Below are 26499 nucleotides of genomic sequence, written 5' to 3'. Positions count from 1 at the left end.
AGCGCGGGTGGCACTTAGAATGCATCATTATAACAGGGGTGTGGTCGGCCTGTTGCGGTTGCAGCCGCCTTGCGCTTCGCCATTGGCGAGTCGATCCGGTTCCCCATGGCCTCGATAACCGCCGGCAGAGCCTTCATTGGCCGGATCATCATCTCGAAGTCGATCATCTCGCCTGACGCGTTGAAGGCGGTTATGTATGGGGTCACAGGATCCAATCGGGCGCATCTGTGTGCACGCCATTCGATCGACCATAACTGCCCATGACCGATAAGCCGAGCAAACCCGCCAAGGAAAGTGCAACTGCCCGTCAGGACAGGCTGCGCCAGGCGCTGCGTGAAAATCTCAAGCGCCGGAAGGTGCAAATGCGCGGGCGCGCCAGTCAGGCCAGCGATGCCGTCGCAGTCGAGGCGTCATCGGATGACGATAAGACACAGGACTTCTGTTCAAGACCCGTCGATCCCGATCGGGATTGATGGCACCTGTCCGCCGCGTGAGCATGCGAGTTTAAATGTCATCAGAATCCCAAGCATCATCCAGCGCCGAGCTGCCGGCCTACGCGCCGCGGGCGGCGCTGCCGCGTCACGATCAGACTTTTCCCGTGCTGACGGCGGCGGAGATCGAGCGGATGCGCCGCTTCGGTGAGATCCGGCATTACAAGGATGGCGATTGCCTGTTCGAGACCGGCAAGCCCGGTCCCGGCATGTTCGTGGTGTTGTCCGGACATGTGGCGATCACCCAGCGCGACGGCTTCGGCCGCATCACGCCGGTGGCCGATCAGTGCACCGGACAGTTCGTGGCCGAGATCGCGCAACTGTCGGGCCGCGTCGCGCTGGTTGACGGTCATGCTGAAGGCGATATCGAGACACTGCTGATTCCGCCGGAACGGCTGCGCGCGCTGTTGATCGCGGAAGCGGATCTGGGCGAGCGCATCATGCGTGCGCTGATCCTGCGTCGGGTGAACCTCCTGCAGGGCAGCGCTGGCGGTCCGGCTTTCATCGGCACGGCCAATTCCAGCGATGTCATTCGCCTGCAGGGCTTCCTCTCCCGCAACGGCTATCCGCATCATCTGCTCGACCCCGCAACGGACAAGGACGCCGCCGATCTGATCGCGCGCTATACGCCGTCGCCGGAGGATCTGCCGCTGGTGGTGGTGGCCGACGGCACGGTGCTGCGCAATCCGTCCTTCTCCGAACTCGCCCGCGCGATGGGCATGATCAGCCATATCGCCAAGGGCAAGACCTATGACGTCGCCATCGTCGGCAGCGGACCTGCGGGCTTGTCCACCGCGGTGTATGGCGCGTCGGAAGGCCTGTCGGTTGCGGTGTGCGATGCCAAGTCATTCGGCGGCCAGGCCGGCGCCAGCGCGCGGATCGAGAACTATCTCGGTTTCCCGACTGGCATCTCCGGGATGGCACTCACGGCGCGTGCCTTCAACCAGGCGCAGAAGTTCGGCGCCGATATCATGATCCCGGCGGCMGTGAAGTCGCTGGACTGTTCACGCAAGGACGGACTGTTCGCTCTTGAACTCGACGATGGCGATGTCATGCGTGCCAAGGCCATCGTGGTGGCATCGGGCGCACGCTATCGCCGGCCGGACATCGAGCGGCTCGCCGATTTCGAAGGTCGCGGCGTCTGGTACTGGGCATCTCCGATCGAGGCCCGACTCTGCAGGGAGCAGGAAATCTACCTGGTCGGCGGTGGCAATTCGGCAGGTCAGGCGGCGGTGTTTCTCGCGAGCCAGGCCAACAAGGTGCATATGGTGATCCGCGGCGGCGGCCTCGGCGCCAGCATGTCGCGCTATCTGATTGAGCGCATCGAGGCGACACCGAATATCGAGCTGGTCTTCAACACCGAAGTCGTGGCGCTGGAGGGGACGCAGGAGGCGGGGCTCGAACGGATCTGTACCCGTAGTCGGCTGTCCGGCGAGGAGTCCTGCGCTGACATCCGTAATCTGTTCCTGTTCGTCGGCGCCGATCCCGCCACCGAGTGGCTGGCGGACTGCGGCGTCACGCTCGATCGTCATGGCTTCATCATCACCGGCATTCCCGCCAATGGCCGCAGCGTGCAGGCGCTGGAGACGTCGGTGTCCGGTGTCTTTGCGGTCGGTGATGTGCGCTCGGGTTCGGTGAAGCGTGTCGGCGGCGCGATCGGCGAGGGCGCCCAGGTGGTGGCGGCGCTGCATGGTTTTCTCGGCGATACGGCCACGCCAACCCTTTGAGCTCATAACGGGAGATCATCATGCCGAAAGGCTGCACGCATATTTCCGGCATTCGCGATGTGACACCCAGCGCACTCGGTTGCGAGGAATGCCTGAAAACGGGCAGTATGTGGGTGCACTTGCGGATCTGCCGGACCTGCGGTCACGTCGGCTGCTGCGACGACTCCCCGAACAAGCACGCGACCAAGCATTTCCACGCCACGAAGCATCCGATTATCGAAGGCTACGATCCGCCCGAAGGCTGGGGCTGGTGCTATGTCGATGAAGTCATGTTCGATTTGTCGGATCGAAAGACTCCGCACAACGGGCCGATTCCGCGCTACTACTGAGACAATCGTCCCGACGCGGGCGACGTTTCAGTGGGGACTTCATGCACATTTTTACGATCGGACGCCGGGCTTTGTTGGGTGTGCTGCTGGCCGTCCTGGCAGCGCCGTTTCTCCCCGTATCCGCTTCAGCGCAAGCTCCGCAAAGCCGCTTCGCCACCATCAACGGCGTCAAGCTGCATTATCTCATTGCGGGCAAGGGCGATCCGATCGTGCTGCTGCATGGCTATGCCGAGACCAGCCATATGTGGCGCCCGCTGATCGCGAAACTTGCGGCCAGTCATACGGTGATCGCGCCAGATCTGCGTGGCTTCGGCGATTCCGACGCGCCGGCTGATGGCTACACCAAAGCGGCGATGGCACGCGATATCCATGCGCTGGTGGCCGGCTTGAAATATCCCAAGGTGAAAATTGTCGGCCACGACATCGGTCTGATGGTCGCCTATGCCTATGCTGCGCAATATCCGAGCGAAGTCGATCGTATCGCGTTGATGGATGCCTTTTTGCCTGGTGTTGGCGACTGGACGCATGTCTGGCTGTTGCGCGACCTCTGGCACTTCCATTTCTACGGCAAGACGCCGCTGGCGCTGGTCGCGGGCCGCGAGCGCATTTACCTTGAGCACTTCTGGAATGATTTCGCCGCGAACCCGAAGAAGTCGGTGCCGGAAAAGGACCGCGTGTTTTACGCCAAGGCCTATGCGAAGCCCGGCCATATGGCAGCCGGTTTCGAGGTCTTCCGCGCTTTTGAGAAAGATGCCGCCGAGTTTGCCGAACTTGCCAAGACCAAACTGCCAATGCCGATGCTGGTTCTCTCCGGTGAGAAGGCCGGTGGGTCTTTCCTGATCGAGCAAGGGCGCCTCGTCGCCAGCAATGTGGACGGCGTTATCGTCAAAGGCTCAGGCCATTGGCTGATGGAAGAAGCCCCCGATCAGGTGATCCCGAAACTGGTTGAGTTTCTCAACAAGTAGGATTTCGCGGCTCTATTGATCGAACGCGAAAGTCTTGAACGAAACGGCGCCTTGCACGCAAATCTATATGATGACTATCAGCCAAAAACTATTGGCAAGTTCCCGCGCTGCACCCTAAGATTTGAAAAGTTCTAAAGCAGGGGTGCATCATGGTCCTAGGAATGAGCTTGGCAACGTTCACGTTGCTTCATGTGGTGGTCAGCCTGATCGGCATCGTCGCGGGCCTGGTCGCAATGGTCGGGTTGTTGAAGTCAAAGCCGATGCCCGGCTGGACCGGTCTGTTTTTGCTGACGACGATCCTGACCAGCGTGACCGGCTTCTTCTTTCCGGTCGAAAAACTGCTGCCGTCGCATGTCATCGGCATCATTTCGCTGGTGCTGCTGGCAGTCGCCTGTCTGGCGCTGTACGGCCAGAAGCTGGCGGGGCGCTGGCGCTGGATTTACGTGCTGACCGCGATGATCTCGCTTTATCTCAATGTGTTCGTGCTGGTGATCCAGAGCTTCCTGAAGGTCCCGCCGCTGCATGCGCTGGCACCGAGCGTGCCGCCGAGTGAGCCGCCTTTTGCGATCGTTCAGGGCATCGTGCTGGTGTTCTTCGTCGTCACGACCTTCCTTGCGATCAGGAAGTTTCGCCCGATGCCCGGCGGCTTCGCCTGATCGCCGGGCGGCTAATATCACCCGTCAGGTTTTCGCCTTGCGTGCGGGCGGCTCGTCGAGGGCCGCCCGGATATCCGCAAACATGCGCCTGACCAGCACGTCCGGCTTTTCGCGCGCGCCTTGGGTCAGCCAGTTCTCGCTCGCGATCCGGATGGCGCCGGTGGTGATCATTGCCACCAGTCGCGCCCGCGTCTGACCGGTCTTGTCGCTGGCGCGCGCTGCAAGCGCCCCCGCCATCGCGCGTTCCATCTTCTCGTATTTGAGCTGCTCGCGCGCCTGCAGTGCTGGCGTTTCGCGCTTCAACCGGGCAATGGCGATGGCATCCTCGGGGTTGAGGTGCCGAGTCATGGTCAGGATCGCATTCTCTGCTGCGGTGATCATCGATTCATCAGCAGGGCGTTCGGCGATGGCAGCGGTCAGGGCATCGGCGCTGCGATCCTGCCACGCCACCACGACATCTTCCTTGGACGCGAAATAATGGAAGAAGCTGCGGCGCGAGATCTCGGCGGCGGCCGCGATATCGTCCAGCGTGGTAGCCTCGTAGCCTTTGGCCAGAAACAGCTTCATCGCCGCTTCCGTCAGCCGCTGCAGGGTCTGCTCACGCTTGCGCTCGCGCAGCCCGGCGGCCGGCGCAATGTCGGCCGCTGACGTTTTCAATTTTGATTTCAGAGGCTTGGCGGTGCTCATCGGCCTTAAGATAAGGCTAGCCTGCACCTATTGCAAATTTGCACTGAGTGCACATTTAGCCTTGCGCAGGCGTTCGTGCCGCTGATCGGATGTGGGGAGACAGAGATGAGCGATTGGACCACTAGGGACATTCCGCCCATGACCGGCAAACTGGCCGTGGTGACCGGGGCGACAGGCGGCCTCGGCTTCGAGACGGCAATGGCGCTTGCGGGAGCCGGCGCCGAAGTGGTGCTGACCGGCCGTAGCGACACCAAGGGGAGCGCTGCGATCGAGCGCATCTGCGAGCGACATCCCGACGCGATCATCAGCTATGAGCACCTCGATCTCGCCAGCCTGGACGCCGTCGCTACTTTCGCACGCCGTTTCGATGCGATGTACGCGTCGCTTGATCTGCTGATTAATAATGCCGGCGTGATGGCGCTGCCGACGCGCCAGACCACCGCCGACGGCTTCGAGATGCAGCTCGGTACCAATTATCTCGGTCACTATGCGCTCACGGCGCGTCTGCTCCCTGTGCTTCGCCGCAACAAGGCGCCGCGTGTGGTCAATCTCAGCAGTCTTGCACATCGTTCGGGCCTCATCGATTTCGACGATCTTCAGGGCGCGACATTCTACAAGCCGTGGAAAGCCTATCAGCAGTCGAAGCTCGCGATGCTGATCTTCGCGATCGAGTTGCAGCGGCGCAGCGATGCCGCAGGCTGGGGTCTGATGAGCAATGCCGCGCATCCCGGTTTCGCGCTCACCGATCTCATTCCGAACGGCCCCGGCAGCGGTGGCTTGATGGGGCTCGGAAGCCGGTTGCTGCGTCCGCTGAGCCATTCAGCCGCCGCCGGTGCCTTGCCGACATTGTTTGCAGCCACCTCACCCGATGCGAAGCCAGCTGGCTATTACGGCCCGAACGGCGTCTACGAAATGAAGGGGCCGCCGGCTCCCGCGAAGATCATGCCGCGAGCTCAGGATGCCGCCGTCGGCGCGCGGCTGTGGGAGGTCTCAGCTGCGCTCACCGGCATGTCGTTTGATCAGGTCGCAATTGCCGCCTGATTGCGTCGCGCGATCGACTGTCAGTCATCCAAAGGAAGTCTCATGAAAGTCATTCTGTTCGGTGCGACCGGCATGGTCGGGCAAGGCGCGCTGCGCGAATGCCTGCTCGATCCCGATGTCGAGGCCGTGCTCGTGGTCGGCCGCAGTCCTACCGGGCAATGTGATGCCAAGTTGCGTGAGATCACGCATACGGATTTTTTCGATCTGTCGGCCATCGCGCCCGACTTGACGGGCTATGGCGCCTGCCTGTTCTGCCTTGGCGTCTCGTCGCTGGGCATGAGCGAGCCGGACTATCGTCGGATCACCTACGACATCACCCTCGCGGTGGCGAACACGCTGGCGCGGCTCAATCCTGGCATGACCTTCGTCTACGTGACCGGCCAGAGCACCGACAGCACCGAGCAGGGCAGCGTGATGTGGGCGCGGGTCAAGGGCAAAACCGAGAACGACTTGCTCAAGCTGCCGTTCAAGGCGGCCTATATGTTTCGCCCCGGTGGCATCCAGCCGCTGCACGGTGTGCGCTCGAAGACGGCGTGGGTTCAGGCGATCTACACCGCGACCGCGCCTCTCTGGGCGCTGCTGGTCCGGATCGCGCCAAAATACGTCACCACGACGGAGAAAGTCGGCCGCGCCATGATCCGGGTGGTTCGTAACGGTTATTCCAAGCCAATCCTGGAAACCCCGGATATCAATCAGGTCGGAGCGTAAACGGGCCGATTCGGCCCTTTTTTAGATTTGCTGCCGGCCTCATCGAAAAACCGCAAATTTCGACGCTTTTGCTTTAAAGAGGCCATCCGCCCTATAGTCGGGGCACAGCAATCAGCGGGAATCGGTATGGATCGCATTCGCATCGTCGGCGGCAGCAAACTCAATGGCACGATCCCGATTTCGGGCGCCAAAAACGCGGCGCTGCCATTGATGATCGCCGGTCTGCTGACCGACGAGACGCTGATTCTCGACAACGTGCCGCGTCTGGCCGATGTCGCGCAGTTGCAGCGCATTCTCGGCAATCACGGTGTGGACATCATGTCGGCCGGCAAGCGCCCGGGCGACCATGAATATCAGGGCCAGACCCTGCATATCTCCGCCGCCAACATCATCGACACGACAGCGCCCTACGAGCTGGTGTCGAAGATGCGCGCCTCCTTCTGGGTGATCGCGCCGCTGCTGGCGCGCATGCACGAAGCCAAGGTGTCTCTGCCCGGCGGCTGCGCCATCGGCACCCGTCCAGTGGATCTGCTGATCATGGCGCTGGAGAAGCTCGGCGCCGAGCTGACTATCGACGGCGGCTACGTGATCGCCAAAGCCCCCGGCGGCCTGAAAGGCGCCGAGATCGACTTCGCCAAGGTCACCGTGTCCGGCACCCATGTGGCGCTGATGGCTGCGACGCTGGCCAAGGGCACGACCATTATCAACAACGCGGCGTGTGAGCCGGAAATCGTCGACGTCGCCGACTGCCTGAACAAGATGGGCGCGCGCATCTCCGGCGCCGGCACCACGACGATCACGATCGAGGGCGTGGCCAAGCTGAATGGCACGCGCCACACCGTGCTGCCGGATCGCATCGAGACCGGCACCTATGCCATGGCCGTGGCCATGACCGGCGGCGATGTGCAACTTTCAGGCGCCCGGCCTGAATTGCTACAGTCGGCGCTCGACGTACTGGTCGAGGCCGGCGCGACGGTGACGCCGAACAACGACGGCATCCGCATCTCGCGCAACGGCGCGGGCATCAAGCCGGTTAACGTGTCGACGGCGCCATTCCCCGGCTTTCCGACCGATCTGCAGGCGCAACTCATGGCGCTGATGACGACAGCCACGGGCTCCTCGCATATCACCGAAACGATCTTCGAAAACCGCTTCATGCATGTGCAGGAGCTGGCCCGCTTCGGCGCGCGCATTCACCTCGACGGTGAAACCGCGACCATCGACGGTACGGCCAAGCTGCGCGGCGCGCCCGTGATGGCGACCGATCTGCGCGCCTCGGTCTCTCTGGTGATCGCCGGCCTCGTTGCGGAAGGCGAGACCATGGTCAACCGCATCTATCATCTCGATCGCGGCTTCGAGCGGCTCGAGGAAAAGCTGTCCGCCTGCGGCGCTACCATCGAGCGCATCAGCGGATAGGATTCTCTCAAAGGGGTCGCCGTGACGGGTCAACGCAAGCTGATTGCACTGGATGCCGACGACCTCGCGGTGATTTCCGCGCATGTTCAGGATGCGGCCGTCAATGTTGGCGACATTATCTGGCGGCAGGGCGAGAAGCGGCTCGTGGTCGGCATGAGCCGGCTCGACTGGGATCAGACGATTTCAGGGGAAGTCACGCCGCGCCGGCTGGTCTCGGCGCTGCGCTTCGACCGCGTGCTGGCCTGCAAGTCCCGCGATATCGATCTCGAAACGCCCGACATCGCGCTGGAACTGTTCGGCATCGAATTCCATGCCGCCGAGCCTCCTGGCGGTAGCGTCGTCCTGATCTTCGCCGGTGGGGGCGCACTCCGGCTGGATGTCGAGTGTCTCGAGGTCGAACTGGCCGATCTCGGCCCGGACGATCTGACCAGCGATGCCGGCACCGAGGCCTCCGGTCTGGACGCCTGATCCGCTATTCATCCTTTCCATGGCAGCACAGGGTTGACGGCCCTTTGCCGCCGCGCCATTGAGCAGGGGGCCTTGGCCGGCAAGGCCCCGCCGGAACACCAGAATGCCAATTCGTATCGATACCGCCAGCGCCGATTTCACCCAGCGCTTCAATGCTTTCCTGACCATGAAGCGTGAAGTCGCGGCCGATATCGAGGCGGCCACCCGCGCCATTGTCGACGATGTCGCCGCTCGCGGCGACGCAGCGCTGCTGGAGGCCACCCGTAAGTTCGATCGGCTCGACCTCAAGGCCTCGGCTCTGCGCGTAACCCCTGCCGAGATCGATGCCGCCGTGGCCGCCTGCGACGCAGAGACCGTCGAGGCCCTGACATTCGCCCGCGATCGCATCGAGCTGTTCCACAAGCGCCAATTGCCCAAGGACGACCGCTTCACCGATGCGCTGGGCGTCGAGCTTGGCTGGCGCTGGAGCGCCATTGAAGCTGTTGGTCTCTATGTGCCCGGCGGCACCGCCGCCTATCCATCGTCGGTGCTGATGAATGCCGTGCCGGCCAAGGTCGCAGGCGTCGAGCGCGTGGTGATGGTGGTGCCGTCGCCGGACGGCAAGCTCAACCCACTGGTGCTGGCCGCGGCGAAGCTCGGCGGCGTGTCCGAGATCTATCGCGTCGGTGGCGCGCAGGCCGTGGCCGCTTTGGCCTATGGCACCGCGACCATCGCGCCGGTGGCCAAGATCGTCGGTCCCGGCAATGCCTATGTGGCCGCTGCCAAGCGCCAGGTGTTCGGCAAGGTCGGTATCGACATGATCGCAGGTCCGTCGGAAGTGCTTGTTGTCGCCGACGACACCGCCAATGCCGACTGGATTGCCGCCGATCTGCTGGCGCAGGCGGAGCACGACGCCAATGCGCAGTCGATCCTGATCACCGACAGCGAGCGCCTTGCGGACGATGTTATCCTTGCCGTCGAGGCCCAGCTCACCACACTGCCGCGCGCCGAGATCGCGCGTGCGTCGTGGGAGAGTTTCGGCGCGGTCATTCTGGTCGATAAGCTCGATGACGCCGTGCCGCTCGCCAACGCCATCGCCGCCGAGCATCTCGAAATCATGACGGCCGATCCTGAGGCGTTCTCGCTCAAGATTCGCAATGCCGGCGCCATCTTCCTCGGCGGCCATACGCCGGAAGCGATCGGCGATTATGTCGGCGGCTCGAACCACGTGCTGCCGACCGCACGCTCGGCGCGGTTCTCGTCGGGTCTCGGCGTACTTGACTTCATGAAGCGAACATCGATCCTGAAGTGCGGGCCGGATCAGCTGCGGGCGCTGGGACCGGCTGCGATGACGCTGGGCAAGGCCGAAGGCCTCGATGCTCACGCACGTTCAGTCGGATTGCGCCTCAATTTGCGATGAGTAATGCCCCTCCACCAGAGGATGACAGCAACAACCGCATCGTCGCGGTGACGCTCGATGAGGAATCGATCGGCCGTTCCGGGCCGGATATCGAGCATGAGCGCGCGATCGCGATCTACGACCTGATCGAGCAGAATCTGTTCGCGCCGGAAGGCGCGCACGTCGGCCCGTTTACGCTGCATATCGGCATCACCGGCAGCCGGCTGATGTTCGACATCCGCCGCGAGGACGGCACGCCTGTCGTCGCGCACCTTCTGTCGCTCGGGCCGTTCCGCCGCATTGTGAAGGACTACTTCATGATCTGCGACAGCTACTATCAGGCGATCCGCACCGCTACGCCCGACAAGATCGAGGCCATCGACATGGGCCGCCGCGGCATCCACGACGAAGGCTCGCGGACATTACAGGAAAGACTGGCCGGCAAGGTACGCGTCGACTTCGAGACGTCGCGGCGGCTGTTTACGTTGATCTCCGTCCTTCACTGGAAAGGCTAGTCGCTGATGGCCGCGCCGCCACGCGCGCGTACGCCGCAGGCGGTGTTGTTTGCCTGCGGCCAGAACAGCGTGCGTTCGCCGATGGCCGCCAGCCTGCTGCAGCAGATGTTCCCGCAGGCGCTGTATGTGAAATCCGCCGGGGTGAAGAAGGGCGAGCTCGATCCTTTCGCAGTGGCCGTGATGGCCGAACTCGGCCAGGACATCTCCAGACACAAGCCCATGACCTTCGAGGAACTCGAAGACTGGGAAGGGCTCAATTTCGATCTCATCATCACGTTGTCGCCGGAGGCGCATCACAAGGCGCTGGATCTGACACGCACCGATGCCGCCGAGGTCGAATACTGGCCGACGGTGGACCCGACGGGAACCGAAGGTAACCGCGACCAGAAACTGGCCGCCTACCGCGAGGTCTGCGACGGGCTCCTGCTACGCATCCGCAAACGTTTCGCCAAAGGCGGCGCTGCCAGCGGTTAAATAACCGCACCGCGGTTGTCGAAGCAGAGCCCTTCCGATAGGTTCCGGCCGCATTTCCAGGATCATCGCCCCGCATGCTCGGCCGCCCCAAATTCGTTCTCGCCTCCGGTTCGCCCCGCCGCCTCAGCCTGCTCAATCAGGCCGGGATCGAGCCCGATGCGCTGCGTCCCGCCGATGTCGACGAGACCCCGAAGCGGGGTGAACTGCCGCGCGCCTGCGCCAATCGTCTGGCACGTGCCAAGGCGGAAGCCGCCCTCAAGTCAGTTCAGCTCGACGACGAACTCCGCGGCGCGTTCATCCTCGCGGCCGATACCGTGGTCGCCGTCGGCCGTCGCATCCTGCCCAAGGCGGAACTGGTCGATGAGGCCTCGCAGTGCCTGCGGCTGCTGTCGGGCCGCAACCACCGTGTCTATACGGCGGTCTGCATCGTCACCCCCAAGGAAAGCTTCCGGCAGCGGCTGATCGAGACCAAGGTGCGCTTCAAGCGCCTCAATGAAGAAGACATCTCGACCTATATCGGCTCCGGCGAGTGGCGCGGCAAAGCCGGTGGCTATGCCGTGCAGGGCATTGCCGGCTCCTTCGTGGTCAAGATGGTCGGCTCCTACTCCAATATCGTCGGCCTGCCGCTCTATGAGACCGTCTCCCTGCTGGGCGGCGAAGGTTTCCCGATCCGTTTTGGTTGGTTGAATGCAAGCTAAGGTGTCCAAATCCGGCGAAAAACCGTGCCCGATCTGCGGCAAGCCCGCGGTGGAGGCCTCCAAGCCGTTCTGCTCCGAGCGTTGCCGCGACGTCGATCTCAATCGCTGGCTGTCGGGTTCCTATGCGATTCCCGGCAAACCGACGGATGACGAGGACGCCGAATAGGCTTGACGGGCATTCGCGCTGTCCAAGCCGGTCCGAAGCGGTCATTTCCCATTGTTTTGACGGGAAAATCTTCGTTCACAGAAATGCCATCGGGCGGGTGGACAGGGCCGATTTGCCTGACTATAAACCGGCGCTCCCTGGACCTGATCCGGGGCGGCGCCCAGGTAGCTCAGTTGGTAGAGCATGCGACTGAAAATCGCAGTGTCGGTGGTTCGATCCCGCCCCTGGGCACCATGATTTCAATGGCTTAGCGGTAATTGAGTTCGAGCGTTAGACAAAAATGCGATTCAGTTAGACGAGTTTGTTCTTCGTTTGCTCCCCAACGGGTCGAGCCTGCCAACAACTTCATTCATCCGGTCTGACGTATTCGCTGTCTGGGAATAGTGGATCGCCATGGCGAGGGTCTTTTGCCCGAGCCACCTCCGTACTGTATCAATGTCGAAGCCTGCCTCTATTAGGAGCGTTCCTACGGTGTGGCGTAGGCCGTGAAATGTCAGGCCTTCTCCGACCTTCCCTTCTTGCTTCAGCTTCGAGATGGCTTTGATAAAGGTCGAATTAAAACCGCTCTCGGTCCACGGTTTACCGTAGGTTGTTACTGCAAGAGTGACCGCACTTGCCTGCCGGTTCTCTTTGAGAACCGAAGCCAAGTCGGGATGCAGCGGAATTGAAACTTCCTGTCCTGTCTTGGAAGTTCTGCGCCAAATTCTGCCATCCCGTATTGCAGTGCTGGTGAGCGAAAGCACATCGGCCTTACGCAAGCCAGTGAACATCCCCAGGGCTACCGGCACCCGAAGCTGGTAAGGAACCTCGGAGAGTACGGCCCGACATTCGTCTGCGGTCCAGGGCCTATTAGCAGCCGCCTTCCGACGCGAGCGTCTGATCCGCTTAATTCCCTTTACAGGATTTTCTTTAATTGCGCCCGTTTCCCTTCCGTGCTCGCACGCGACTGACAAAACGGCCAAGGCGTAATTGGCCTGACGCTGCCCATGTCGGTCATACAATTTATCGCGCAACTGAGCGACGAACTGTGGAGTGATCTCAGTGAGCGGCATTTCGTCGAGCGGCTTCAGCAGATTCATCATGCGCCCATACCCCTGCTTTGTCGCCATCGCGAGATCCCGAAAAACAGGAGAGTTACGATACGTGACAAATAGCAAACCTAGCGTACCCGGTAGTCTCGAAGACGATTTAAGCTTGCGCTCTATTGCCGCGAGTTCGGCAAAGAATGTTCCTGTACCGTATTCGGCATTGAGACGAACCATGGTCTTACGGTGGTAAGCGTACCACTTGCCTTTCACCATGTAGCGCTTGAGGCCTTTGACACGAACTACCGTCACATCACTTTCCAATCAATTCGAGCCAGTTTACGTGGCCACTATGTTGGCCTGCCTTGAAATCGTCGATCCAGGAATCCAAATCCCGAATATCGTAGCGCTCTAATCTCTTTCCCGTACCCAGAGCCAATACTGGCACCGTGCAGACCGTCAGAAAGCTCGGTAAGCTGAGACCGCAGTAAGCCGCGGCTTGCTGACGCGTAAGTAGGCGCATCGAAGTCCGCCAACAGCCACTATGAATTCTATCAAAATCACGTTGTTTTGGCTGCATGATAGTACAAGGAGCTTTTACACTAGAGCTCAATCTGAATCGGATTTGCGCAATCGAGCGCAAATCAGTTCAGTTTGGCATCCGATGCCGCTTGCTCCTACCCGATGTTGTGTGGTTGCGATGACTTACACGCTATCCCGAAATCCGCCACCTCATCGGAATGAGCCTGCAAAATTCGCAGGCGACCATCGTTCCTTTGGCTCCTAAGGTAGCAAGCGATCAAAACGCCGAAGAAACCGTCGCGCTTCTTGGCCAGACTCTGTGTGATCACGAAAATCGTTCCAAAAATCCCCAGTGCTCCACCGCAGCTGAATTAGATTTATTGCAGAGACCGGATTTCCCTTCCGCATTTTGTACGCGATTACGGCACCTTTCTTGAGAGAATCGGGCGTGTTGCGAAGTCTATGTTCCAAAGGAAGCTTCTGTTGCAGGCGTGCAATGAAAGCTATCGCACCGGGCAGGAGTTGCTTTCGTGAAGGATGCTGAACGGGAATTTGGTGCTGCCGAAGCAGGGAAAACACGTGCGCAACCCAAATAAACCAAAGCTGCTTGCGGCGAAATTGACCGGCGCTCTGCGGTCGCGAAAGCAGTGCGATAACACCTTCCGTCAAGATCATCGTTTTCGCGATGTGATGCTCAAAAAGGTCAACCGGGTCGCTCAGATCGCTGTATTGCGATACGTCGCCAAATTGATAATTCAGAAATGCGATCAACTGAGTCGGATCTTCCCGGATGGCGTCGAGCAGTGCAGTTCTGCTCATCTCCTCGCGGCGCTTCTGCTCCTCAGTATGGTGCGTTAGAGATCGCCGTAGGTAATCCGCCCGATCTCTCCAGCGGATGATCTTCTGGACATTATCTTTCTGAATCTTTCTCGGCGATGGGTAGCTAGTACTCGAATTTGCCAAGATGATTGTACTCGAGATTAATTTATCGCGAAGCACGCTCGGTATTCTACAGGGCTTGATACTTGCCTGTAGCGTCAACCATTCATGTTCTGGAATTGTAATATCGTGATGCATCTAACACCGAAAGGAATGTGAGCGAGGTCAAACCCAGGTTTGTGCGATGGATTTCTGCGCATGCAAAGAAGTGCCCGCGAGAGATCCATGACCGCGGAGGTGTCTAGTTTTGACTAGCACGTTTACGAATCGAGCTTTTTGCGAGCTCTTCTTTGGTAATTTCAATGCGATAAGAACGACGGCGCTTGCCGTCTGGCCAAGTAAACTGCTCTTTGGGCCCTGACTTGCCCTTCTTCGCGTTGGCAAGCCGTATCTTCCCGGTCATGATCAAGTCTTGTAAGGTCAACCGGCGCTGCTCTTTTGATTGAAAAATTCCATTGATCGATTCAATTTTGGCGTAATAGCGCGCGGACTTTGTCAGACTGATACTGTACCCGCGTTCAGTCCTGTAGGATTTTATCTTTCCTCTTGGCTTTAGTGAGCGCAAGAAATCGATCAACATCCGTCTTCCACTTCTTAGCAGTACACCTTCATCATTGAGCGAATCCCTCGCAGCAAAATAGCAGGAGCTTATAGCGGCTTGTAAATGCTTCGCTGTCCATGGAAGAATTCCGAGGTCAATTGCAATCATCCCGCCAGCATAGATAATTCCAAATTTCTGGGCCACATCTCGCGCGAGATCGCGGTCATCATTCGAAATGACAGAATCAACGAAACGCGCCGTGTACTTCTCTGCATCTTTCGTAAAAGTCTTTGGCTGTCTGCATAAGCCTCCGGCATAGTGGATAAACACGGCCCCATGATTGTTGCCGCATGCTTCTTGAATCCTTCGAAACTGATCAATTCTCCATTTTGGAGTTGGCTTTATTCCTTCCGCTCTCGCTCGATCAAAGATATGCTTTCGACCGTTTGAAAGCACAGGCACGTCAATCATCCTAATCGACTCACCGCCGCGCCGCTCCTCTCCAACTGACCTGGCTAGTTCGTAGATTGGACTTTCCATGGAAGTCAAAAGAATCACATTCCAGCTTTCGGTCGTGGTTTCGAATGACGTGTGACGCCGACGTTCGGATCCGGCACTAATACTGTACGAAAAATCTCGAATTCGCTGATACTTCTGAGTTGCCGTGCCTTTCATACTTTCAAAGTCGTCAATTGGTGCCAAGCAATCGTTGAAGCGTGGCATGAGCTCTTCCTGGCCTGCGTCGGTAGAATGCCAAGTCGGCAGCATGTCGATCCGGCCGATACCGACAACCGAGGATGCCAGAAGAGACGCCATGGATTTTCCTGAGCGCGTCGGCCCAGATATGCATAGAGAGAAGCTTTGCTGCTTGAGTAAATGCAACAATGGCGCTGCAAATGACGCGGCTATTCCGAGCGTCAGGATCGACGACGAATTCGCTAACGGGGCGACTGTTCTTGCCCATGTTTTCCAAGTGCCAGAAGCTGCAAACCATCCGCGTTCATTTGAATTGCCGGGCTCCGGCAGGCCGATTACCGAAGAAGTGTTCTTGCCGACAATCCGACTCTGCACCGCAAACGACCGCTCGCCCGGAAGCCACCCAGATCGTGCAACGCGGGAAATCTGCTGCTCGGCTTTTATATTACCAAACTTCTTGAGAGATTCTCGGCGATGATCGGAGATTGGAAGGTCTGCGCCGATATCCAGCAACTTCGATTCGAGTGATTTTGGATCCGACACAAGTGAGGGTGACAACTCCACTCTTCGAAGCTTTCCATTTTTGAGCCGAACCTCAATCAATACTTTAAAAAGGTCTGATGCATGATCGTGGATTTCTGCAACTTTTCTTAAACCCAGCGTTTTCTTCGTCATGGCGAATCTCATTGTTTTCAAATGGTTTGCAGTTCGTGCGCTGCTGCACAGTGTGCACGGCTCAAACGCGAGCCTTCCGCTGTGAGGTCGGTTGCCTGTGCAGTTCAGTCACTTTGGGGTTGAGGTCTGTCTGGACTTATCGCAAACGGGGCTCAGGAATCGTCCATTCCTTTGAGCAATATGCGGTCTGACAAATGCGAATTGTGCAAGAACGTATATAGCTCGATGCGTTCCTCGCGCCGCAAACGATCATAAGAAGTGATGCGGCACATTCTTGATCCGTCTCGATATCGACGCTCTCCTATCTTTGAGATGCGGCGATTGAACTGAGTTTTAAAGGCATAGCCAATTGCAGCACGATTCCCATCCCAATGCTGAATCTTGACTGGTCGGAAGACGGTCCGCGTACGCTTGAAGGTTCGGCGGAGGCGTTTCTCCCAGCGAGGCTGATTGAAACTGCTCGTCAATAGCCAAACATGCGGTGACCAATGTGCTTGGAATAGGTCGCTGGTATGCTCGTTAAGCGAGAAATCGATGCCTCCGACAAAGACCTTTATTCGGCAAGCTTGCAGCGTGCTCATCAGGGATCGCTTATAGTCGCCCAAGTCTAAATCGCCCAAACGACCTTTGGGGAGCGACTGTGCAGGTATCAAAGAGACCACGCGAAACTGTCTATGAGGCTTCAATTCGCTGTAGAGGGAGCTAACCAGAAACCGCTGGATAGCGCGCCCGCACGCAGGACATGCGCCTGAGCCGCAACGCTTCCGGGGTTCACATGCCTTTAGTATGCTAGCACCCTCAGCATAGCCGCCACGTCGAAACAGGCGCGCCCTCTTTTCGCGCTCCGCCTCGATGGCCGCGCTGCTTGGAAGATGCTTCCAGCGAGGGGAGGCGTCCGTAAACCACCTCTCATCCGCGAGAGCCATTCGCAAGAAATCATTGAACCCTGGTGCATCAGAAGAAATCACAGTAGCGGTCTCCTTGTTTCGACCGCTGCAATCTCACTCACTTTAGGCAACTAGGGTATGAGGCGTTTTCTTTTGACCTAGGTCTAATTTATTTGACCACCTCTACTGGGGAGCGCGGTAAGTTTTCATGATTTCTAGTTGAACTTCGTCAAAATAATCGATGTCGGGGCAAACTAGTTCAATGCTGCTGGGAAATCGCGCGAACTTGAAGCGAGAACGTGATACGGGGTCAAGCAAACGCAGCAGCCGTTCTTGAGCAAAACGTGCAATGCCAAAAAACCTGTCGATTTGGAGCGGGTCGGCTAGAAAAGCTTCGGCAACTGGAATTGAATCAGGATCATCTGGGACAATCCACAAAAGTTCTTCGATTCCCTCTTCTTCGCCGAATGATTCAGCCGTCCAGGCGAATGGACCCGCAATAGCTTGCTCGCTCCATCCCGCTTTCAGAAGAGTAGACCCGGGCGTGCTTTCCTTCCTCTCCTTGTCAGTCATGTCTTCGGACGTAAATCCTCCCTGCTCAATGAAGTATCGAGCTTTCAAGAGGCTGGGCTTTAGCTCCTCCGGGCAGTGCATAAAGAAATTGACGATCTCTCCGGCAAGCAGATCCGTAGTTTCATAGACGTGGGAGAACCAACCCGCCAACGGTGATTCAACAAGGGCCCTCGCCATGTCGTCAACGCTCGGCGATACTCGCGGCTCCTTGCCGTTGCTTTTGTCATAGAGATAGATATTTGCTGCCGCGACGACGTTCGCATATCGCAACACTTCCTGATCCTCAGGCCAACGCATCCATGCACTGAAGGTCATCAAAGAAATTAAGCGATCAGCTGGGGGCGTTTTCACATCCACAATGTGAGCAATAAGTTCGTCGCCGGTTATCAATTGAGCAGTCTTGGCTGTAAGTTTGGATATCATGCTTATTCCAAAAATGCGTAATCTAAATCAGTTCGGCAGCGGGGACCTCCGCTCCGGGCATACGAACTAATTGCCAGCCGTCGTCGGAACGCCGAACAGCCGGGCAAGAACCACCAAAGCTCTGCTTAGCCGATTCAGAGGTAGCTTCAAACTGGAAGTGATCGAACTGCGATCTACTTGGTGCTATTACGGCGTTTATCGGCTCACGCCCGAAGATGTGACCGGGGCAGCAGCTTGACTCAACCCACATGCAGCATGCGTGCTGGACTTGCCGGATGCCGGACCAGTAGGGGGCCGGTGCAATCTTCGACCAGCTCGGCGGGCGGCTAACGCCCCAGCGATTGAGGAAGGTCATTGTTCCGATTTCCGCACTACCGGCATGGAGCGATCTCTGTGACCCGCTGAGGCGACGCAAGAGCCTGCGATTGCCTAAGACGCGACGCTGCAGACGATTGCCATGCAATTCGGGTCCGCTGGAGAGTCCTGACAGGCTTCGTGCTCGATGCGGCTGATGTCGCGTTCGGCGACAGTTATGATGATTCGCGTGGTCCTCTCGACCGAGTGGGAATGCGTCACGATTATGAGTGACGTCGATGGTTACTTCCCATCGGCGAGTGCCGAAACCGACCCCGCTATCGAAGAGGAGCGTCGAGTTTTCTACGTCGCGCTAAGTCGTGGCAAAGAGCGTTTGGAAATCTTGATGCTTTGTGGGCGTTCGCTGGAAAATACCAAGGTGTCGTTAAAGGCAACACCTTTCCTCGCAACAGCATTGTTGCCAATGTGCAGTCAGTAAAAGGACCCTCCGTTTATCAGAAACAGAAAAACGAGGGTGGACAACCTGCTCACCATGGAATCTTGAATCGTGATCCAGCCGTGAGCCGTCAAACTCCACATTTGAGCGGTCAAAACGCTTTGATCACGTAAAACGGTTTTTTCTTTTTCTCGCTAAAAAAGTCGCGATGTTAGCCTCCGACCGGGCGTCATTTAACTTGGAACCAAGCGGGCGGTGATCCGCTTTGAATGACAGAATGCGAACTTTGAGCGGTGCGATATGCGTCGCCGCTGACATCGATCTAGGGATCGGAAATTCCAATCTTGTAAATGAGCAGTGAGCATCCTGCTCAACGTCAATTATGACGCTTGATCGTGGTGCTCGTGATCAGTCAATAAAAATGGTGGAGTCAATTATGAGCAAATCCAGAACGACCGCGAAACCCGTTGAAAATGTAACCTCCGACGGCATCCAGCACACAGAGAAAAAGCTGAGAGATATAAGGCGCTACGTGAATGGCGTGCGTGTAACGAGCGAACTCGGTGAAATGCTCGCTCATATCGCATCCGCTAGTCGTCCAATTGCGCCGGAAAGGAAGCTGAAAAATTCGGAGTGCGCTGAATACGTCCTAGGCGTTCTTAGCAGTTTGAATTTAGCGGAGCGCGTTGATCCGGCCGCGCCGCTACCGATATGGCTGTCGGGTGACGACAGGAGGTTTGTCAAATGGGGGAAATCAAGACCCGCATGGGTAATTCGAAATGCTCGCCTCAGTCGCGCAGTCGCTAAAGCGATTGAGGAACTGGATCCGTGGGAGGCGAATGCCGCAGATGCCGATGAAAGGCGCATCCACGATATCCGAGTGCAAGTCGCAGCTAACCTGATGTCCGTTGCCGAGCGAGCTAAGAAGAAATCATTCCATTGATCGAAGCATTCGCGAGACGTTCGCAATTCGCTTTGGTGAAATATCAAGAAGATTGATCAGAGTTTTAGGATACGAGTCAGCGGCGACATCAGCCGTTGGCCCGATCAACTGTATAACAAAGTGGCCTTTCTTATACAGTGTCGCCGTTGAGTTCCTTGGCCCATCAAGCGAAGCCGGATCCAAAACGACACCCAGGCAGGGCGTACTGCACCGGTCGATTTTGCGGTCGACACGACGACATAAAGGCTCCACGGCGGTCGTCCTTGAGCAATGTTGTAAAATGATCGAGGGGCGCTACAGCGCCGCCTGGTTCGCAGTACCGCTGCGAAATTAGTACGATCAAAAGCGCCTCCCTTGAAAATATCGCGGTTTCGATCATGGCAGTCATCCAGATCGCGAGCGCCGCTGGCTGCCCAGAAGAGGAGATGATCACCAAATTTTCTATTGATGAATACCTAGCGCAATCGAACGTGCAGCGCGAATTAAGCGACCGCGTCATCATGCAGCAACAACGTCGCATGACGCTAATTTCAAGTGCCACAGTTCCGGTGACTGCGCGCAACCTTAAGAGGAGAAATTTATGAGAAAGCTCATACCGCTTTTCGATCAGAAGGGTATTCCACAGTTATGGCTCGGTCCCGATGATTGGCTATATGACGAAGATGGGCAGCCCGCGGCCTTTCTTTTCGGGGATGGCGTATTCAGCGTTCGCGGGGTTCATATCGCTTGGTGGGACAGCGCGTCGGTGCTGGGCAGCGACGGCTCCGTCATGCTGATCACGCGAGCGGGAAATCCTTGGGTCGGGGATGCTCCCTACCAACTAGGTCGATCATCTCCGGCACCAAAACTCGGTGCGGTAAAACCCAGCGTCGGCTACACGCCCGCGAAGTTTCACACGAAGAGAGGTTGGTTTCGGCCCGATACGCTTATGTATCAGGTTGCCGTGGAACAAGCTCTCAAGCAACGTGGGACAATGAGGCCGTAGACGCGTGACCGAGACATTTATGGGATTATAGTCTAATAAATATAGGAAATTGATCGTATTGACAATGGGAGTAAAATCCTACATTATCGCGTCTGTCCAATGATGGAGAGACAGATGTCAAAACGACTGAGATCATCCAATTCTATCGCCCGCCACTTACTCGAAAACAGGAGCCAATTCGGCTCCTGTTTCGTTTAAGGGGGACGCCAATGGCCCAAGCTACTTCGATCAAGAAAACGCCTGACCCGACCTTCAGCGAGTTGTTTGTGTTTGGCCGCGATAAAACGGGGCGAGAACGAGGCGCGAGATTTCTCTCCTCGACTGAATTTGCGGTCCGGGCTGCTACCGAAGACGGCTACAAAGCGGTCAGTCATCCGCCCCTCGGTTTTGCGGAAATCGCGATGGACTTGCCCTTAGGCCAGGTCAGTCCAACAGGGCGGCTCTCTATTCCTATCATACAAACCAAGCTGTTCCGCTCTGTAATGTCTGCTGAACGCCAGATTGAGCAAATGAAGCACGCCGAGCTTCACGGGATCGCCTCATCTAATCTGCTCAGTATAGTCGGGGCGCAAGAGCCCAGCGGAGCTGAGTTGCCAGCTTATCCGACAATGCCTCAAAGTTGGGGGGCGATCGGTATCGGTGATCTCGTTTTGATTCACGGCGGCCCAGAGATTGGGTGGTGGGACGCGGTTGTCGTGGATCGCATTGAAGATGTCCTGAAGCTGCTGCTGCGCAACGACCCTTGGGAGGGTGTGTTCTATCGTCATCGGAATGCCGTCGCGCTGATCAATTCCGGGGCGGCTTAAGGATTGTCAAAACTGCCTTCAAGGCCGATTCAATCAAGGGAAATGAGATGATGAATAGTACGCACGCTTTGCCCGAGTCAGCGTTGATTGCGCTCGGGCGTAATGAAAAGCAGCGCACATGTGGCGCATGGTTTTCTCAACCGAGTGACAAGCTCATCGCAGCTTTGTCGGCTATGAGGTGCCAGGTGTTCAACGGCGTCCCCAAAGCGTTGCAGGACCTCGCAAGAAAATTGCCGGAAGGTCGGTTGCTTTCGAGTGGCAAGGTTGTGCTGCCCAGCATTCGAAAGGACCTGCACGAGAAAATTTCGGCTGCGAGCGTGAAAGAGAACTTCAACAACTTGGCAGCAACGCTGAACGAGCGATTGCTCCCCGAAGTCGGCAAGGTTGTTGACGCAAGCCGAAGCGAACGCCTCTCCCGGAATTGGGACGATCTGCGACCAGGCGACGTTGTGCTGGCTCCTTTTGGCCCCGATGAAGGATGGTGGGAAGCCACGGTCATCGAACGGGAGAACAACGTTGTCACGCTCAAATACCGCGATCATCCAAAGGAGCCGACGTTCGTGCGACACGTGAGCACGTTGGCCCAAATGCACCCCGATCTGGCCTAGCAGCTTTGGACGCGGTGTACGGCCGTGTGAATGCCTGTACCAGAACGAACGAAAGCGGCCCCGATCTCTGATCGGGCCACTTAAAAAAATATCATTAATCGGAATCGGGGTGCCTCGCACCGGTGCGCATAAGGCTGCCGGTTGGCGGCGCCTTGACATGGGGCGAACGCAGAATGACCGTTAAACAGCAAACTTCGACGACATCTCAGACGCCATTCGTGGCAGGAGCGGCGACCCCAAAACATGGAGAGAAGCAATGGGCGGTCTTGTCATGAATGATCGTGGCACGCTTGGCGGTTTCACGAGGAATGGTTCATCCGCAGACGCAGACGCGCCGCCAGATTTCGATCAATCGAACTACGATGATTGGTATTATGTAGGCGATGGTCAGAAGAACGGTCCGATCTCTGCAGTCACAATCAGGCGGCTGTTGAATGACCGGAAGATCTCGGCCAGTACGCTTGTCTGGCGCAGAGGCATGAAGGATTGGTCGACCATTCGTGAAAGTGACCTCGAAGCATTCGTCGAATCTGAGCCTCCAACTATCTCTCCGCAACACATAGGCAATGGCTACGTGTGGGTTCTTGCAACCCTTCCTCTCTTATGGGGCTTTATCGACGCATCAATCGCTTATAGCAATCAAGAGGCGGCGGTGCGAACCATCGTGCTTGGTTTCCCCTATCAGCCTAGCCGAGGGCTGCCGTGGCAACTCACCTTCTTAGTGAACGGAATTCTAGGTTGGTTGGACGACCGAAGATTGCAAAAAGCTGGATACGGCACGACGTGGACCAGAGTGTTTGCTGTTTCGTTCTTCCCGGTTTATCTCTTCGTCCGCGCGAATAGGCTAAAGCAGCGGCCGTCCTATGCTATCGTCTGCATTATTTCCTTCGTTGTAGGGATGCTTCTGCTGGCATCTGCAGGCTCTTGAAACGCAAATGGCTCGATCATTGATCGGGCCATTTTTGCATCTCATTCAATCAGATGCACCAGTCGGTGCTGCGCTTCGCTATCACCCTCAATATAACGCTGCGTCGTCAGAATTGACCGATGTCCGGCGAGAAGCTGAACATCCCGGAGAGATCCGCCCGCCGCATAGACCATCTTTGCAGCCTTCGTGATAAACGTTCTTCGTCCCGAGTGTGATGAACAGCCGACCAAGCCAATCGCACGAAACGCGCGGGCAAACCAAACAACGATGTTGAGAGGCGTCACTGGCCCGCCGCGCTCCGACTGAATGACTGCCGCGCTTCTGCCCACGAGGGAGACTGCACGCAGCTCGATCATCGAGTCTCTTAGCTCGGCATTCATCGGAATCACGCGGCCTCCGCGTTTCTTTGCAATTCGGTCGTGCAGAGCAATCGATGTGCCGACGTTCCCCTCAGCATCCAAGACCATGTCCCACGTCAGCTTCGCGATTTCTGCTGCGCGAAGGCCAGCTTTAACCGACAGAAGCACGACAACACGGTTTCGGAGGGGGTGGCGAGATCGTGTCGCCCAATAGAGCAAATCGTCAGCCTGGTCGGGCGTCAGTATCCGCGCTTGTCGGCCGGGCATACGTATATCTCTGTAATCTTCATCACCGAAATATAGCTGACATCAATGATAAAAGCGACGTCCAGAGCGGCGTTACGTCGTCGGAGAAGTGTTCGGCCAGCATATAGCGGCGGCGTCAAGGCAGACTGATAAGGTTTCGTGGCAATCCTATACAGTGAGCAACCGGATAGTTCTACGGCGAAAGGCGTACTGTTTGTCACGCCTCCTAGGAGGATCGGTCCCGTTCCTCCGAAACGTAAGCGCAGGAGAATGACCCCAGACCTGTTTCTTGCGGGAAGCTAGAGTGTTAGAATGCCCTTATGGAGATGGACAAGATAAAAGCCGAACTCGACGTACTGCGGGAGTTCATCGAATTCGTGAACCGGCAGGTGGGTGTTTATTGCGACTGCCTGTCTGGTTTCCAGGGCAACAAGGTTCGCGTCGAGCGGCAGATGCCCTGCCTGCAGAAGCCAACCAGCCGCCGCATCGAAGATGGCCAGCCGGTCATCACCTATGTGAGCGTGGAAGACCCGGCACGGCCCGATGTGCTGCACCAGCGCATCATCCGGGCAGACGACTATATCAAAGTGAATTCGGAAGCGGCCTACAACGAGCAGCAGGTTTGCTGGGCGATCGTGGTCTTCATCTTCGCGACGTGGGACGAGGAGATCCGGTCTCGGATCGCGCGCATCCGGGGTGTCGAGCCCAACACGATCCGGCTCGACGAGATGGGTGACCTTCGCATCCTGCGCAAGGCCATCATCCATAACAGCGGCATCGTCACCGCTGCCGAACACGCCAAGCTCAAGAAGATGACCGATATCTGCCAGCCCGATATGAAACTGGCCTTCACCCACGATCAGATGCACACTCTATTTGTGCATGTGAAGCGGTCTATCGGCCGGCTCATGACGTGGCCTTTCGCCCATTTGCCCGGTGCGCCCGACCCGGACTCGATAGTCGGCGTGGCGATTTCCAAACATCGATGACCCGGTCTGCCGTCCTGAAGTTTGTCGGAATGGCGACCTTGATCCCGGGCCAGTAATACGCGGGCGCGACGCTGGCTATTGCCTGGGTAACCAAAAGACATTGCGTCCGACGAAATGTGGCAAACCCTCGACTCCCAATGCCTGGGGTGGCATCGTGAGGCAAAAATTGGGGGAAATACGATGGCTGCACCGCTTTCCGCGCATGAACACGCGATCGCCAAAATCTTTGGCGGTGACTATGTTTTTCATATTCCGGGGTTTCAACGGCCTTATTCCTGGACGACGGAGCAGGCTCGCGACCTGCTTGAAGATTTCCTCACTTTCATGAACGACGACGATCCGGGCGATACGCAGACGCCTTTCTTTTTGGGCAGCATCGTCCTGACCAAACCAGAGAACAACCCGCACAGCGATGTGATCGACGGCCAACAGCGCCTGACTACCATCACATTGCTTTTGTCAGCTCTCCGAGCCCACCTTTCCTCCGCCGAAGGCAAAGGCATAACCCAGCTGATCTACGAACAGGGCAACCCGATCCTGCGCACGGAGGATCGATTTCGGCTGTCGCTACGCTCACGTGATGAGGAATTCTTCCAGAACCATGTGCAGCGCGAGGGCGGTTTCGCCAAGCTTATCGCGTTGGGTGACCAGACTTCCGATAGCCGTCAAAATCTTCGAAACAATGCCCTGTTGTTCGACGAAAGACTCAAGGAACTGAAGGTGCCGGAGCGCCTTGCATTGGCGCAATTCATCGCTACGCGCTGTTTCCTTGTCGTCGTATCAACGCCTGATCTGGACTCTGCCTATCGCATATTCCAGGTTCTGAATAGTCGCGGCCTGCCGTTGGCCCCCGGCGATATTCTGAAAGCGCAAATCGTCGGTGCCATCGAAGAGGGACAGCGGGACGCCTATACTCGCAAGTGGGAAGACCTGGAGGAAAGCCTTGGCCGGGAGGAATTCAGCGAGTTATTGAGCCATGTGCGAATGATCTATCGCAAGGCCAAACCGAAAGGCACGGTCCTCAAGGAGTTCAATGATCATGTCGCGAAAGACCACAAGCCCAAGCAGGTCATCGACGACATACTCATTCCTATGGGAGAGGTTTTCCGGGAATTGACGAACGCGGAGTATGTCAGCAGCGAGCGAGCGGAAGTCATCAACGAATATCTGAGGTGGCTCAACAGGCTGGAATTTACTGATTGGCTCCCTCCGGCGCTGGCATTTGCTGCAAAGAACAGAAGCAAGCCTAAAGCCATGGAGACTTTCTTCAAGGACCTGGAGCGACTGGCTTATTCGATGCTCGTCCGCAAGAGCAGCATAAATGACCGTATCGACGCCTTCTCGAAGCTGACCCGTGAGGTCGAGAACGGTGATGATCTTGGGGCTTCGAAATCCGCACTCCAATTATCGAGCAAGGCGCAAGCTGCAACATACAAGGTTCTAAGCGGGCCTCTGTACGACACGCTTGCGGCCCGGGCACGATCCGCAGTCCTGCTTCGTCTGGATGGGCTCGTCTCGGGCGGCGGCGCGACCTATGATTACGCAACAATTACGGTCGAGCATGTCCTTCCTCAAACGCCAAAAGCGGGTTCGGCGTGGCTGACGTGGTTTCCCGATGCGGACAAGCGCCTTGAGGTGGTTCACACCTTGGGCAACCTTGCGCTGCTCACCCGGAAAAAGAATGCCTCGGCGAGCAACTGGGAGTTTGACCGCAAGAAAACGTCCTATTTCTCCAAGGGCGGCGTGTCACCATTCCCGATCACGACGCAGGTGCTTGAGCACAACGACTGGACGCCAAAAGTCGTTGCTGCACGACAGAAGGAGCTGTGTGACAAGCTCGAGAACCACTGGCGATTGGAAGGCCGTAAAGCAGCCTGAAGCGAT

The 26499-nt window shown here is 57.6% G+C and carries 29 protein-coding genes and 1 tRNA gene; 24 read left to right on the top strand and 6 right to left on the bottom strand.

Annotated features, from left to right (window positions below; genetic code table 11):
• Positions 1 to 260: 260 nt before the first annotated feature.
• From AC1DUY_RS05400 to AC1DUY_RS05380, 5 genes are all read left to right on the top strand, one after another.
• Entirely contained in the window at positions 261 to 473 is a 213-nt protein-coding gene (locus AC1DUY_RS05400) for a hypothetical protein (protein WP_231079452.1), read from the top strand.
• A 35-nt stretch (positions 474 to 508) separates the two neighbouring features.
• Complete coding sequence (locus tag AC1DUY_RS05395; RefSeq protein WP_231079453.1) at positions 509 to 2218, top strand: FAD-dependent oxidoreductase; 1710 nt, start codon at positions 509 to 511, stop codon at positions 2216 to 2218.
• A 20-nt stretch (positions 2219 to 2238) separates the two neighbouring features.
• Entirely contained in the window at positions 2239 to 2547 is a 309-nt protein-coding gene (locus AC1DUY_RS05390) for a UBP-type zinc finger domain-containing protein (protein ID WP_092145281.1), read from the top strand.
• 41 nt (positions 2548 to 2588) lie between these two features.
• On the top strand, positions 2589 to 3512 hold the full coding sequence (locus AC1DUY_RS05385) for an alpha/beta fold hydrolase (protein ID WP_439072911.1): 924 nt from the start codon (positions 2589 to 2591) through the stop codon (positions 3510 to 3512).
• A gap of 149 nt (positions 3513 to 3661) precedes the next feature.
• On the top strand, positions 3662 to 4168 hold the full coding sequence (locus AC1DUY_RS05380; protein WP_441230530.1) for a hypothetical protein: 507 nt from the start codon (positions 3662 to 3664) through the stop codon (positions 4166 to 4168).
• Between the two features lie 24 nt (positions 4169 to 4192).
• Here AC1DUY_RS05380 and AC1DUY_RS05375 read toward each other — a convergent pair whose 3' ends face one another.
• On the bottom strand, positions 4193 to 4825 hold the full coding sequence (locus tag AC1DUY_RS05375) for a TetR/AcrR family transcriptional regulator (RefSeq protein WP_441230529.1): 633 nt from the start codon (positions 4823 to 4825) through the stop codon (positions 4193 to 4195).
• A 135-nt stretch (positions 4826 to 4960) separates the two neighbouring features.
• Between AC1DUY_RS05375 and AC1DUY_RS05370 the strand changes: the two genes are divergently transcribed.
• The 10 genes from AC1DUY_RS05370 to AC1DUY_RS05325 all read left to right on the top strand — a co-directional run bounded on the left by AC1DUY_RS05370 (position 4961) and on the right by AC1DUY_RS05325 (position 11953).
• Positions 4961 to 5896 carry an SDR family oxidoreductase gene (locus AC1DUY_RS05370; protein WP_120286964.1) on the top strand — a complete coding sequence of 312 codons (936 nt, stop codon included), beginning with the start codon at positions 4961 to 4963 and terminating at the stop codon, positions 5894 to 5896.
• A gap of 42 nt (positions 5897 to 5938) precedes the next feature.
• Complete coding sequence (locus AC1DUY_RS05365; protein ID WP_439078205.1) at positions 5939 to 6604, top strand: Rossmann-fold NAD(P)-binding domain-containing protein; 666 nt, start codon at positions 5939 to 5941, stop codon at positions 6602 to 6604.
• A 126-nt stretch (positions 6605 to 6730) separates the two neighbouring features.
• Positions 6731 to 8020, top strand: a complete 1290-nt coding sequence (gene murA, locus AC1DUY_RS05360) for a UDP-N-acetylglucosamine 1-carboxyvinyltransferase (RefSeq protein ID WP_093756957.1) — start codon at positions 6731 to 6733, stop codon at positions 8018 to 8020.
• 21 nt (positions 8021 to 8041) lie between these two features.
• Positions 8042 to 8488: a DUF2948 family protein gene (locus AC1DUY_RS05355; protein WP_315843657.1), complete on the top strand. Its 447-nt coding sequence runs from the start codon at positions 8042 to 8044 to the stop codon at positions 8486 to 8488.
• Positions 8489 to 8591: 103 nt separating this feature from the next.
• The gene (hisD, locus tag AC1DUY_RS05350) at positions 8592 to 9887 is read left to right on the top strand and encodes a histidinol dehydrogenase (protein WP_478112820.1); all 1296 of its coding nucleotides are present in this window, start codon (positions 8592 to 8594) and stop codon (positions 9885 to 9887) included.
• Positions 9884 to 10381, top strand: a complete 498-nt coding sequence (locus AC1DUY_RS05345) for a UPF0262 family protein (protein ID WP_089266102.1) — start codon at positions 9884 to 9886, stop codon at positions 10379 to 10381. The genes hisD and AC1DUY_RS05345 overlap by 4 nt, the downstream gene beginning before the upstream one ends.
• Positions 10382 to 10387: 6 nt before the next feature.
• Positions 10388 to 10855 carry an arsenate-mycothiol transferase ArsC gene (locus AC1DUY_RS05340; protein WP_068734774.1) on the top strand — a complete coding sequence of 156 codons (468 nt, stop codon included), beginning with the start codon at positions 10388 to 10390 and terminating at the stop codon, positions 10853 to 10855.
• A gap of 74 nt (positions 10856 to 10929) precedes the next feature.
• Positions 10930 to 11553, top strand: coding sequence for a Maf-like protein (locus AC1DUY_RS05335; protein ID WP_093756955.1), 624 nt, complete (start codon positions 10930 to 10932; stop codon positions 11551 to 11553).
• Position 11554: 1 nt separating this feature from the next.
• Positions 11555 to 11719 (top strand): DNA gyrase inhibitor YacG, encoded by a 165-nt coding sequence (gene yacG, locus AC1DUY_RS05330; protein WP_439059750.1) that lies wholly within the window; start codon positions 11555 to 11557, stop codon positions 11717 to 11719.
• Positions 11720 to 11877: 158 nt separating this feature from the next.
• Positions 11878 to 11953: transfer RNA gene (locus AC1DUY_RS05325), tRNA-Phe, on the top strand.
• A gap of 53 nt (positions 11954 to 12006) precedes the next feature.
• Here AC1DUY_RS05325 and AC1DUY_RS05320 read toward each other — a convergent pair.
• The 4 genes from AC1DUY_RS05320 to AC1DUY_RS05305 form a co-directional block, all read right to left on the bottom strand.
• Positions 12007 to 13056 carry a tyrosine-type recombinase/integrase gene (locus AC1DUY_RS05320; protein WP_478112816.1) on the bottom strand — a complete coding sequence of 350 codons (1050 nt, stop codon included), beginning with the start codon at positions 13054 to 13056 and terminating at the stop codon, positions 12007 to 12009.
• 471 nt (positions 13057 to 13527) lie between these two features.
• Complete coding sequence (locus AC1DUY_RS05315; RefSeq protein ID WP_478112814.1) at positions 13528 to 14085, bottom strand: hypothetical protein; 558 nt, start codon at positions 14083 to 14085, stop codon at positions 13528 to 13530.
• 361 nt (positions 14086 to 14446) lie between these two features.
• Complete coding sequence (locus tag AC1DUY_RS05310) at positions 14447 to 16117, bottom strand: DUF927 domain-containing protein (protein ID WP_478112812.1); 1671 nt, start codon at positions 16115 to 16117, stop codon at positions 14447 to 14449.
• Between the two features lie 1070 nt (positions 16118 to 17187).
• Complete coding sequence (locus AC1DUY_RS05305) at positions 17188 to 18000, bottom strand: hypothetical protein (protein WP_478112810.1); 813 nt, start codon at positions 17998 to 18000, stop codon at positions 17188 to 17190.
• Between the two features lie 532 nt (positions 18001 to 18532).
• Here AC1DUY_RS05305 and AC1DUY_RS05300 point away from each other — a divergent pair.
• The 7 genes from AC1DUY_RS05300 (at position 18533) to AC1DUY_RS05270 (ending at position 23021) form a co-directional block, all read left to right on the top strand.
• Positions 18533 to 18793: a 3'-5' exonuclease gene (locus tag AC1DUY_RS05300; protein WP_478112808.1), complete on the top strand. Its 261-nt coding sequence runs from the start codon at positions 18533 to 18535 to the stop codon at positions 18791 to 18793.
• 394 nt (positions 18794 to 19187) lie between these two features.
• On the top strand, positions 19188 to 19694 hold the full coding sequence (locus tag AC1DUY_RS05295) for a hypothetical protein (protein ID WP_478112806.1): 507 nt from the start codon (positions 19188 to 19190) through the stop codon (positions 19692 to 19694).
• 377 nt (positions 19695 to 20071) lie between these two features.
• Entirely contained in the window at positions 20072 to 20278 is a 207-nt protein-coding gene (locus tag AC1DUY_RS05290; RefSeq protein WP_478112804.1) for a hypothetical protein, read from the top strand.
• Positions 20275 to 20679 (top strand): 4-fold beta flower protein, encoded by a 405-nt coding sequence (locus AC1DUY_RS05285; protein ID WP_478112802.1) that lies wholly within the window; start codon positions 20275 to 20277, stop codon positions 20677 to 20679. Before AC1DUY_RS05290 ends, AC1DUY_RS05285 begins: the two co-directional genes overlap by 4 nt.
• Positions 20680 to 20888: 209 nt before the next feature.
• Complete coding sequence (locus AC1DUY_RS05280; RefSeq protein WP_478112800.1) at positions 20889 to 21485, top strand: hypothetical protein; 597 nt, start codon at positions 20889 to 20891, stop codon at positions 21483 to 21485.
• A 47-nt stretch (positions 21486 to 21532) separates the two neighbouring features.
• Entirely contained in the window at positions 21533 to 22093 is a 561-nt protein-coding gene (locus tag AC1DUY_RS05275) for a tudor domain-containing protein (protein ID WP_478112798.1), read from the top strand.
• Positions 22094 to 22349: 256 nt separating this feature from the next.
• The gene (locus AC1DUY_RS05270; protein WP_478112796.1) at positions 22350 to 23021 is read left to right on the top strand and encodes a DUF4339 domain-containing protein; all 672 of its coding nucleotides are present in this window, start codon (positions 22350 to 22352) and stop codon (positions 23019 to 23021) included.
• 41 nt (positions 23022 to 23062) lie between these two features.
• On the opposite strand, the gene AC1DUY_RS05265 is transcribed toward AC1DUY_RS05270, so the two are convergent.
• Positions 23063 to 23647 carry a tyrosine-type recombinase/integrase gene (locus AC1DUY_RS05265; protein ID WP_478112794.1) on the bottom strand — a complete coding sequence of 195 codons (585 nt, stop codon included), beginning with the start codon at positions 23645 to 23647 and terminating at the stop codon, positions 23063 to 23065.
• 299 nt (positions 23648 to 23946) lie between these two features.
• Between AC1DUY_RS05265 and AC1DUY_RS05260 the strand changes: the two genes are divergently transcribed.
• Both AC1DUY_RS05260 and AC1DUY_RS05255 read left to right on the top strand, forming a co-directional pair.
• Positions 23947 to 24615, top strand: a complete 669-nt coding sequence (locus AC1DUY_RS05260; RefSeq protein WP_478112792.1) for a hypothetical protein — start codon at positions 23947 to 23949, stop codon at positions 24613 to 24615.
• A 180-nt stretch (positions 24616 to 24795) separates the two neighbouring features.
• Positions 24796 to 26493, top strand: a complete 1698-nt coding sequence (locus AC1DUY_RS05255; protein ID WP_478112790.1) for a DUF262 domain-containing protein — start codon at positions 24796 to 24798, stop codon at positions 26491 to 26493.
• Positions 26494 to 26499: the final 6 nt, after the last annotated feature.

This window comes from Tardiphaga sp. P4_G1 (assembly GCF_056401215.1).
The sequence above is the reverse complement of the archived record's forward strand: the minus strand, read 5'-3'. Positions and strand labels throughout refer to the sequence as shown.

Bases quoted from the DNA above. Each gene is read 5' to 3' on its own strand.
- AC1DUY_RS05265 (WP_478112794.1), bottom strand. From the start codon at position 23,647: ATGCCCGGCCGACAAGCGCGGATACTGACGCCCGACCAGGCTGACGAT.
- AC1DUY_RS05270 (WP_478112796.1), top strand. From the start codon at position 22,350: ATGGGCGGTCTTGTCATGAATGATCGTGGCACGCTTGGCGGTTTCACG.
- AC1DUY_RS05260 (WP_478112792.1), top strand. From the start codon at position 23,947: ATGGAGATGGACAAGATAAAAGCCGAACTCGACGTACTGCGGGAGTTC.
- AC1DUY_RS05385 (WP_439072911.1), top strand. From the start codon at position 2,589: ATGCACATTTTTACGATCGGACGCCGGGCTTTGTTGGGTGTGCTGCTG.
- AC1DUY_RS05290 (WP_478112804.1), top strand. From the start codon at position 20,072: ATGGCAGTCATCCAGATCGCGAGCGCCGCTGGCTGCCCAGAAGAGGAG.
- AC1DUY_RS05380 (WP_441230530.1), top strand. From the start codon at position 3,662: ATGGTCCTAGGAATGAGCTTGGCAACGTTCACGTTGCTTCATGTGGTG.
- AC1DUY_RS05295 (WP_478112806.1), top strand. From the start codon at position 19,188: ATGAGCAAATCCAGAACGACCGCGAAACCCGTTGAAAATGTAACCTCC.
- AC1DUY_RS05255 (WP_478112790.1), top strand. From the start codon at position 24,796: ATGGCTGCACCGCTTTCCGCGCATGAACACGCGATCGCCAAAATCTTT.
- AC1DUY_RS05345 (WP_089266102.1), top strand. From the start codon at position 9,884: ATGAGTAATGCCCCTCCACCAGAGGATGACAGCAACAACCGCATCGTC.
- murA (WP_093756957.1), top strand. From the start codon at position 6,731: ATGGATCGCATTCGCATCGTCGGCGGCAGCAAACTCAATGGCACGATC.
- AC1DUY_RS05365 (WP_439078205.1), top strand. From the start codon at position 5,939: ATGAAAGTCATTCTGTTCGGTGCGACCGGCATGGTCGGGCAAGGCGCG.
- AC1DUY_RS05390 (WP_092145281.1), top strand. From the start codon at position 2,239: ATGCCGAAAGGCTGCACGCATATTTCCGGCATTCGCGATGTGACACCC.
- AC1DUY_RS05275 (WP_478112798.1), top strand. From the start codon at position 21,533: ATGATGAATAGTACGCACGCTTTGCCCGAGTCAGCGTTGATTGCGCTC.
- AC1DUY_RS05300 (WP_478112808.1), top strand. From the start codon at position 18,533: ATGATGATTCGCGTGGTCCTCTCGACCGAGTGGGAATGCGTCACGATT.
- hisD (WP_478112820.1), top strand. From the start codon at position 8,592: ATGCCAATTCGTATCGATACCGCCAGCGCCGATTTCACCCAGCGCTTC.
- AC1DUY_RS05400 (WP_231079452.1), top strand. From the start codon at position 261: ATGACCGATAAGCCGAGCAAACCCGCCAAGGAAAGTGCAACTGCCCGT.
- AC1DUY_RS05285 (WP_478112802.1), top strand. From the start codon at position 20,275: ATGAGAAAGCTCATACCGCTTTTCGATCAGAAGGGTATTCCACAGTTA.
- AC1DUY_RS05370 (WP_120286964.1), top strand. From the start codon at position 4,961: ATGAGCGATTGGACCACTAGGGACATTCCGCCCATGACCGGCAAACTG.
- AC1DUY_RS05315 (WP_478112814.1), bottom strand. From the start codon at position 14,085: ATGAGCAGAACTGCACTGCTCGACGCCATCCGGGAAGATCCGACTCAG.
- AC1DUY_RS05340 (WP_068734774.1), top strand. From the start codon at position 10,388: ATGGCCGCGCCGCCACGCGCGCGTACGCCGCAGGCGGTGTTGTTTGCC.
- AC1DUY_RS05335 (WP_093756955.1), top strand. From the start codon at position 10,930: ATGCTCGGCCGCCCCAAATTCGTTCTCGCCTCCGGTTCGCCCCGCCGC.
- AC1DUY_RS05305 (WP_478112810.1), bottom strand. From the start codon at position 18,000: ATGATATCCAAACTTACAGCCAAGACTGCTCAATTGATAACCGGCGAC.
- AC1DUY_RS05310 (WP_478112812.1), bottom strand. From the start codon at position 16,117: ATGACGAAGAAAACGCTGGGTTTAAGAAAAGTTGCAGAAATCCACGAT.
- AC1DUY_RS05280 (WP_478112800.1), top strand. From the start codon at position 20,889: ATGGCCCAAGCTACTTCGATCAAGAAAACGCCTGACCCGACCTTCAGC.